This is a genomic window from Luteibacter sp. GL_149 (assembly GCF_057834065.1).
On record NZ_CM174395.1, the window covers coordinates 4,720,118 to 4,728,874 of the forward strand.

At 63.1% G+C, this 8,757-nt stretch carries 7 protein-coding genes; 2 read left to right on the forward strand and 5 right to left on the reverse strand.

What is annotated here, in order from left to right; genetic code table 11:
- Positions 1 to 4: 4 nt before the first annotated feature.
- Positions 5 to 952, forward strand: coding sequence for a ribose ABC transporter substrate-binding protein RbsB (rbsB, locus tag AC3IR3_RS20700; protein WP_489194957.1), 948 nt, complete (start codon positions 5 to 7; stop codon positions 950 to 952).
- A 64-nt stretch (positions 953 to 1,016) separates the two neighbouring features.
- Here rbsB and AC3IR3_RS20705 read toward each other — a convergent pair whose 3' ends face one another.
- Positions 1,017 to 3,503 (reverse strand): FtsK/SpoIIIE family DNA translocase, encoded by a 2,487-nt coding sequence (locus AC3IR3_RS20705; protein WP_489194959.1) that lies wholly within the window; start codon positions 3,501 to 3,503, stop codon positions 1,017 to 1,019.
- 308 nt (positions 3,504 to 3,811) lie between these two features.
- On the opposite strand from AC3IR3_RS20705, the gene AC3IR3_RS20710 reads away from it, so the two are divergent.
- Positions 3,812 to 4,879 (forward strand): acyltransferase family protein, encoded by a 1,068-nt coding sequence (locus AC3IR3_RS20710; RefSeq protein WP_489194961.1) that lies wholly within the window; start codon positions 3,812 to 3,814, stop codon positions 4,877 to 4,879.
- A gap of 19 nt (positions 4,880 to 4,898) precedes the next feature.
- Here AC3IR3_RS20710 and mnmE read toward each other — a convergent pair whose 3' ends face one another.
- The 4 genes from mnmE to rpmH form a co-directional block, all read right to left on the reverse strand.
- Positions 4,899 to 6,242 (reverse strand): tRNA uridine-5-carboxymethylaminomethyl(34) synthesis GTPase MnmE, encoded by a 1,344-nt coding sequence (mnmE, locus tag AC3IR3_RS20715; RefSeq protein WP_489194963.1) that lies wholly within the window; start codon positions 6,240 to 6,242, stop codon positions 4,899 to 4,901.
- Between the two features lie 53 nt (positions 6,243 to 6,295).
- Positions 6,296 to 7,987: a membrane protein insertase YidC gene (yidC, locus tag AC3IR3_RS20720; protein WP_489194964.1), complete on the reverse strand. Its 1,692-nt coding sequence runs from the start codon at positions 7,985 to 7,987 to the stop codon at positions 6,296 to 6,298.
- Between the two features lie 64 nt (positions 7,988 to 8,051).
- Positions 8,052 to 8,432 (reverse strand): ribonuclease P protein component, encoded by a 381-nt coding sequence (gene rnpA, locus AC3IR3_RS20725; protein ID WP_243649307.1) that lies wholly within the window; start codon positions 8,430 to 8,432, stop codon positions 8,052 to 8,054.
- A gap of 13 nt (positions 8,433 to 8,445) precedes the next feature.
- On the reverse strand, positions 8,446 to 8,580 hold the full coding sequence (gene rpmH / locus AC3IR3_RS20730; protein ID WP_132145636.1) for a 50S ribosomal protein L34: 135 nt from the start codon (positions 8,578 to 8,580) through the stop codon (positions 8,446 to 8,448).
- Positions 8,581 to 8,757: the final 177 nt, after the last annotated feature.

An 8,757-nucleotide genomic window follows, 5' to 3' on the forward strand; every position in this document is an offset into this window, starting at 1 on the left:
GTCCATGCGTAAACTTGCCTACCTCGCCGCAGCCGCGGCCACGCTCCTCGCCGCCTGCAGCCAGCAGGGCCCGGGGGAATCGTCCACCGCGCCGGCATCGACCGCGGGCGCCGCACCGGCCAGCGGCACGCCGACCATCGGTCTCGCCTTGTCGACCCAGAACAATCCGTTCTTCGTCGAACTGAAGGATGGCGCGCAGAAAGCCGCCAAGGACGCGAATGTTTCGCTCGTCGTCGTCGATGCGCAGGACGATCCCGCGCGTCAGATCTCCAGCGTGGAAGATCTGATCCAGAAGCGCGTCTCGGTCATCCTGCTCAATCCGACCGATTCGTCCGCGCTCGCGGGCGCCGTGCAGTCGGCCAATCGCGCGAACATTCCCGTCGTTACACTCGACCGGGCGGTAGACGGCGCGGAGGTCGCTTCGCATATCGCGTCGGACAACATCGCCGGCGGCAAGATGGCGGCCGATTACCTGGCAAAGCAGCTTAACGGCAAGGGCAAGATCATCGAGCTGCAAGGTGTTGCCGGCACGTCGGCGGCACGCGATCGCGGCAAGGGTTTCGACGACGAAATCGCACAGACGCCGGGCCTGAAGGTCGTTGCCCAGCAGCCTGCGAATTTCGATCGTGCGCAGGGTATGTCGGTCAGCGAGAACCTGTTGCAGGCCAATAGCGATGTACAAGCCATCTTCGCGCAGAACGACGAAATGGCCCTGGGTGCGGTGCGCGCGCTCGACGGCGCCAAGCGCAACAATGTTGCTGTCGTCGGCTTCGACGGAACGCCCGATGGCAAGCAGGCGGTGAAAGACGGCAAGATGGCCGCGACCGTGGCGCAGCAGCCGGCGGAAATCGGCCGTCTCGGTGTCGAAACCGCAAAGAAGCTCATCGACAAGCAGCCGGTGGACAAGACGATCGCCGTACCGCTGAAGCTCCTGACAAAAGACACGCCGTAAAAGCAGTTCTTGTGTAGGAGCGCTCGAGAGCGCTCCTACAGTCGTTTTATCGGAACGACTTCGACTAGTCCGTCGGCCCCGGTGCGAGCACCTCGCGCTGACCGTTGATACCCATCGACGATACGAGCCCCGCCGCTTCCATCGCTTCGACCAGACGCGCCGCGCGGTTGTAGCCGATACGGAACTGCCTCTGCACGAACGAGATCGACGCGCGACGCGAGCGAAGTACGAACGCCGCCGCTTCGTCATAAAGCGGATCGAGTTCGGCATCCGCATTGTCCTCGCCGAACATATCGCTCGAACCTTCCGCTGGCGGTCCGGCAAGGATCTCGTCCTTGTAGTCGGGTTCGCCGAACTGCTTCAGCCATGCGACGACGCGATGCACTTCTTCGTCCGCCACGAACGCACCGTGGATGCGCTGCGGATAACCGGTGCCCGGTGGAAGGAACAGCATATCTCCCTGGCCGAGCAGGCTTTCGGCACCCATCTGGTCGAGGATGGTTCGCGAATCGATCTTCGACGATACCTGGAACGCAACGCGCGTCGGAATGTTCGCCTTGATAAGACCGGTGATGACGTCGACCGACGGACGCTGTGTGGCAAGGATCAGATGAATACCGGCCGCACGCGCCTTCTGGGCGAGTCGCGCGATCAATTCTTCGATTTTTTTCCCGGCGACCATCATCAGGTCCGCCAGCTCGTCGATGATGACGACGATCATCGGTAATGTGTCGAGATGCTCGGGTACTTCCGGATGCGCAGGGAAGGGATTGAACAACGGGCGACCCACGGCGCGTGCCTCGCGAACCTTCTGGTTGTACCCGGCGAGATTGCGTACGCGCAGATCCGACATCACGCGATAGCGATTCTCCATTTCCGCCACGCACCAGTTGAGCGCGTTCGCGGCGAGCTTCATGTCGGTGACGACCGGTGCCAGAAGATGCGGAATCCCTTCGTATACCGAAAGCTCCAGCATCTTCGGATCGATCATGATCATGCGCACGTCGTCGGGCGTTGCTTTGTACAGCATCGACAGGATCATCGCGTTCACGGCGACGGACTTGCCGGAACCCGTGGTACCGGCAACGAGCATATGCGGCGCTTTCGCAAGATCGGCTACCACGGGTTCTCCCGTGATGCCCTTGCCCATGGCCAGCGTCAGCAGCGAGTCGGAATCGCGGTATTCGCCAGAGTCGAGAATTTCGGAAAGCGCGATCATCTGGCGCTGTTCGTTCGGCAGCTCCAGGCCCATGCACGTCTTGCCGGGGATCGTTTCGACCACGCGGATAGACGTCCGTCCGAGACCTCGCGCCAGATCTTTCATCAGCGCGACGATCTGATTGCCGCGCACGCCGACCGCGGGCTCCACTTCGAAGCGCGTGATCACGGGACCGGCCGAAGCACCGACTACGGTGACGGGCACTTTGAACTCGCGCAGACGTTGTTCGATCAGTTCGCCCGTTTCCACAAGCTGGGCTTCGTCGAGCGATGTGGCCGGCTCGTGTGCCGATGCGGACAGAAGCGAAAGCGGCGGTACGCCGACGGGCGAGGGTGTGCGCGAAACGACGGGCGTCGCAGCCGGCGTAACCGTTACGGCGGAAACGTCGGCAATACTTTCTTCGTTTGCCGCTTTCCATCTCGCCGGTACGGCGGTGACAGGCGCGGCACGTATCAAGCCAGCCGTTGGATCGAATGCTTCAGCGTGCGGTGCCGGTGCCGGTGCAACGACGATCGGTTTCACCACGGGCTCAGGCGCAACGGGCACTACGTTCAATTCGGAAACAGGCATCGTCGCAAGCGATTCGTATCGTTCCGGCGCGCGAGGGGCGGGCGTTGGCGCGGCGGCCATCATCGGCATTGATGCGGGCGTTATGCGCGGAAGCTGCTCCGGCGGTGCCGACGCGTTCCTCGGCGCAAGCCAGGGTTCCCGAATCACCGTTTCGCGCATCGGCGTGTGTCGACGAGCGGGTGGTGCGGAAACGGGACCGGTGCGTGTCGGCAGGGTGACCGCTGCTTCCACCGTTGTCTTTTCGCGGCGCACGGCCGGCGGCGCCGACCGTCTACGCGCTGCCGGTCGATCGGCACGACGTACCGCGCCACCGGAACGACCGCCGCGGCCCCGCGCATTCAGGCGAGCGAATGTCTGCCGGGTGCCTTCGATCGCCAATGCGCCGAGCGGCTCGAGCGCCCGCGTCGCGCCGGTGAAAGCGCCGCGCCACGAGACGCCGAGATACCAGGGCAACGCGGCGCCGAGCGCGGCAAGCATCAGCAACGAGGTAAGGAATCCGCCGAGCGATTCGCCAAACGCATGGCCCAGAACGCGACACAGATAACCGCCCATGGCGGGATCGTCGGTGTAATGCGCGATGACGAGGCCCTCGAGCGTCATGCTCGCGACAAGCACGACCAGCGCACCGGCCCAGAATCGTATGGCGCCCTGCCCACGAAGAACGTCGGGACCGCGCCGCAGCAGCCCGCGCGCGACACGCCAGATAAGAGGAATCAGCCAGAGAACGGAAACGCCGAGGCCGCCGAAGACAAAATTGAGCATGCGTGGAATCGACTGTCGTGAGCGCACGGACAGAGGGACATCCGTGCAAAGTCAGACAGTTTAACGCAGTTGCTCACGTTCGATATGGGGTTGTCATGCAACCGTTTGACGTTGTTGATGTTTGCTTCAGGCATATCGAGCGCCGCCGTATAGCGTGCGCTCGACGAAGCTCACCGTCATGCCATGCTCGGGACCTTCCTAAACAGGACACGCAGCGCGCCTCCCGAAGGAAGGGACATCGTCCGGAGCCGGCTATGTCCGGTGCGGCGCCTATACTTCGATGCCTGGCCGCGCAAAAAGGGGATACCTTGATATACACGCTTCAGTATCTGCGGGCGATGGCGGCCATCATGGTCGTGATGTCCCACATCGCCTTCAAAAGCAAGGTGGCGGGTGCCGACGTCTTCGGTGGATTCCGCATCGGCGCAAGCGGCGTCGATGTGTTCTTCGTCATCTCGGGATTCGTTATGGCGATGATCTACTGGCGGACACCCCATGGGATTCCGTCTGCCGGAGACTTCTGGCTCAAGCGTTTCGTGCGCATCTTCCCGATGTACTGGCTGGTAACGACCGCCGCCCTTGCGCTGTATCTGCTGAGTCCTTCGCTGGTAAACGCCAACAGCGGCCCAACCAGCATCTGGCGCTCTTACACCTTGATTCCTACTCTTCAACAGAGCGATATCACCTTCCTCATCGGACCAGGCTGGAGTCTTAGTTTCGAGCTCTACTTCTATACGATCTTCACTCTCATTTTTCTGATCCCTGCGCGCCGCGCGGGATTGACGACGGCGCTGGCAATCGTCCTGTTTCTGGCTTGCGGGTCGTTGTCCGGTATGTTCGCTACCTATCTGTTTACGAGTCCGCTCCTGCTGGAATTCGCATTCGGCATGCTGATCTTCGCGTGGTTCGCGAAAGCCCGGGAGCGACTGCCCGTCCTGGCTGGACTGGCCTGCCTGGCCAGCGGGATCGGTGGGTTCGCGCTGCTCAATATGCCCGGCGCGCTCGTACTGTCCGAGCGGTGGTGGCAGGCCGGTATTCCCGCCGCGCTCCTGGTCGTTGGCGCACTGTCGCTGGAGCCGTGGGCCATGGCGAGGCCGTCGCGATTGTGGTTGCTGTTGGGCGACGCGTCGTATTCGTTGTATCTGATTCACGTTTTCGTACTGGGCGCCGCGTCCCGTGCATTCGGACTGCTTCAACTCGGGAACTACGGGCCTGGCCTGGAGATCGCTTTCTGGTGCGCCACGCTTCTGGCGACGATTGCGGCCGGCTGCATCGCACATCGTTTTATCGAACGTCCGATGACGAGGTGGATCGCGTCGCGTGTCCGTTCATGGGTAGCGTCGTCGTGGAAGTTCGCGGATCGTGCACCCGCCTGATGGCCGGCCGAGTGGCGCTCTACTTCCCGATACAGAACGAACCGAAGATCGCCCCGAGGAGATCGTCGGACGTGTAGGTGCCGGTGATTTCGCCGAGCTCGTGCTGCGCGTGGCGTAGTTCTTCCGCGGCAAGTTCGCCGGAGCGGGTTTCGGCCAGCACGATCGCTGTGCGTGCAAGGTGGGCGGCGACGTGTTCGAGTGCGACGACGTGGCGGCGGCGCGCGCTGAACGCGCCTTCGCCCGCTCCGGCGGTGGCCAGGGTCTTCAGTGTCGTGCGAAGCGCATCGAGGCCGCTACCGCTTTTCGCGGATAGCCACAGCCATGTCGCGCCGGCGCGTTGCTCGGTATGTGCGCTGTCGCCGGCGATGTCGATCTTGTTGACGACGACGATGCGTTCCGCGCTATCGGGAAGGTTTGCGAAGAACGTCAGATCGTTGTCCGCATGCGATGCTTCCGTGACAAGCAGCGCGACGTCGCAGCGCTCCAGTTGCGCGCGCGCTCTGCGCACGCCTTCCTGTTCGACGATGTCGTCCGATTCGCGAAGACCGGCGGTGTCGGCGAGTTCGAACGACACGCCGTCGATCGCGACCGATTCGCGCAGTACATCGCGCGTCGTACCGGGAATGTCGGTGACGATGGCGCGTTCGCTGCCCGCAAGCGCGTTCATCAGACTCGATTTTCCCGCGTTCGGACGTCCGACGATGGCGACCGCGATGCCGTCGTTGAGACGAACGCCGCGTCGCGCTTCGACGAGAAGATCGGCAAGACGTACGCGCAATGACGTGAGCTGCTTCTCTATCGCCGGATCGGCGAGGAAGTCGATTTCTTCCTCGGGGAAGTCGATCGCCGCTTCGACGTGGACGCGCAGCGCGACAAGATCGGCCAGCAGGTCGTCGACTTTCGCGGAGAACACGCCTTCCATGGAACGAAGCGCGGCGCGCGCACCGGCTTCCGATCGCGCGGCAACGAGGTCGGCGACGGCTTCGGCCTGGGCAAGATCCAGCTTGCCGTTGAGGAATGCGCGTTCGGTGAATTCGCCGGGGCGCGCAAGGCGTGCACCGAGTTCGATGACGCGACGAAGCAGGGCGTCGAGAAGAACGACGCTGCCGTGCCCCTGGAGTTCGAGTGTGTGCTCACCGGTATAGGAAGCAGGACCGGGAAAGAACAGCAGCAATCCGCGATCGACGAGTTCAGCGGACGCGTCGCGGAATGCGGCGAAGTGGGCGTGACGCGGACGAGGTTCGCGACCGAGCAGGGTGGCGGCGATGAAGGGAACGCCCGGACCCGATACGCGCACCACGCCGACGCCCGCGGCGCCCGCACCCGTGGCGATGGCGGCAATGGTGTCGTCGTGTTGGGTCACTTCGCAAGCCTCATAGCGAAGCGGCGCGTCTTTCGACGCGCCGCTTCGGGTTATCAGGACGTCCGGGCCTTGAGCTCGGCGCGGTCGACACTTCGTGTGATCCACCACTGCTGAAGCAGGCTGGTGGCACCGTTAACGGTCCAGTACAGCACCAGACCGGACGGGAAGAAGGCGAAGAAGACGCCGAACAGCAGCGGCATCACCTTCATCATCTTGGCCTGGGTCGGGTCCATGCCGGTCATCGGCGTCAGACGCTGGGTGGCCAGCGTCACCATCATGTACAGCACCGGCAGTACGTAATACGGATCGGATGCCGACAGATCGTGGATCCAGCCGAAAAACGGCGCGTGACGCAGTTCGATGCTTTCGGACAGAACGCGGAGCAGACCGATGAAGATGGGGAAGGTGATCAGGATGGGCAGGCAGCCCGCCATCGGATTGACCTTCTCCTTCTTGTACAGCTCCATCATGGCCTGCTGCATCTTGACCTTGTCGTCGCCGTAACGCTCCTTGAGCGCCTGGACGCGAGGCTGCAATTTGCGCATGCGTGCACCCGAACGGAACTGCGCGTCGGTCAGCTTGTACAGCGCGGCCTTGATCAGCAGCACGAGCAGGATGATTGCCAGACCCCAGTTGCCGCTGATCGCGTGCAACTGCGAGAGCAACCAGTGCAGTGGCTGCGCGATGATCGTCAGCCAGCCGTAGTTGCTGGTCAGTTCCAGACCCGGCGCGATCGCGTCCAGCGTGCCCTGCAGTTTCGGACCGATGTACAGACGAGCGACGCTGTCGACGCTCTGACCCGGCGCGGCCTGCAACGACGGACCGAATGCGCGGACGAGATAGCGAGGATTCGCGGTATCCGGATTGACGGTGGTCGTCGTGTACGTGACGGCCTGGTCCGCCGGCGGAATCCACGCAACGAAGAAGTAATGCTGGAGCATGCTGATCCAGCCACCGGTGATCTGGCGGTTCAGCGGCTTCTTGGCGAAGTCGTTGAAGAGCAGCTGGTCGAACTTGGTTTCCGGGCTGTACCACGCGGCACCGAAAAAGCTGTGCTGCGCCGGATCGGTATAGGCCTTGAACCAGTTGACCTTGGCGGCCGGTACGCGCTGCAGCTGCTGGTAGGCGTTACCCGTCCAGGCCGTGGCGCTGCCGTTTTCGATGCGCTGATCGAGGTCGACGACATAGTCGTTGCGCTTCAGCGTATAGCGCTTGACGACCTTGATGCCCGACGGATCGGTCCAGGTCAGGTCGACGCTGACGCTCTTTTCGCCGTCGGCGAGCGTGTACTCGGTTTTCTCGGCGTGGAAGAGGGCGTTGTGATCGGGTGCCGCGCCGGCGCTGCTGACCAGACCGTCCTGTGCCGCGAAGAACTGCGCGTCTTCGTCGTCGAGCAGACGGACGGGCGGCGAATCCGGATTCTTCTTGGTACGCGGCTCGCTGGGATAAGCCAGCAATTCGGAGCGAACGACGCTGCCACCACGCGTATTGATCGTCAGACGCAGAACGTCGGTCGTAACGGTGACGAGTTGCGCCGGGCCGGTGGCGTTAGCCGATTCGGAGGGAACGCCAGCGGGAGCGGCGGCACCTGGAATGCTGGAGTCGCCGGCAGCGGCCTGCCCGGTGGTCTGCGCGGCGGGCGTCGGTGCAGGAGGCGGAGTGACATAGTCTTTCTCCCATTCCATCCAAAGCATGTACGCCACAAACATGAGCGCGAAGAAGAGGAACGTGCGCGTTTGATTCATTGCAGGGCCAAATCCGAAGGGCGCCGCGGTATACGACCGCGGAAGGACGGTGGGGACAGGAAGGTCAACGCGCGATTGTGACGCTCGACTGCTCCGGCTTCAACGGCCGCAACTTCTTCCACAGGGCATCGAGTTCGGCCAGGAGCACGGCGCCGGATTCGGCGACCGCGATGTCGCGGGCGGTCACCAGGACGTCTACCGTGGGAAGACCGGGCCGGGCGCGACGGAAAGATTCGCGCACGAGGCGCTTGATGCGGTTGCGATCAACCGCGCGCTTGGAACAACGCTTCGAGATGGCAAGGCCAAGACGGGCCGTGTCGGTCTCGTTGTTTCCGAAACGCAAAAGAAAGCAGCGGCCGCCGAGGCGGCCGCTGACAGTACGCAGGGCGGCGAAATCGGCGGCGCGGCGGAGCCGCGCTTCGCGCGGCATGGCAGCGGCACGCACGACGGCGAACCGCTTACGGGATCAGGCGCTTACGACCCTTCGCGCGACGCGCGTTGAGGATCTTGCGACCGTCCGCGGTCTTCATGCGAGCACGAAAGCCGTGGGTGCGGGCGCGCTTGAGCTTGCTTGGCTGGAAAGTCCGCTTCATGGCTCTTACATCCGGGTGAAGATTAAAAAAGGCTAGAAAGTATGCGGGGTTATTACGGGAGTGTCAAACGGGGGTGACGGACCCGATCCCTGCGCCGACCTCTGGGAGAGGGTCAAGACTGGTAGACTTTGCCGTCCACCCCGCGCGCAAGCGCCTCTTCTGTGGCAAGCATACCTA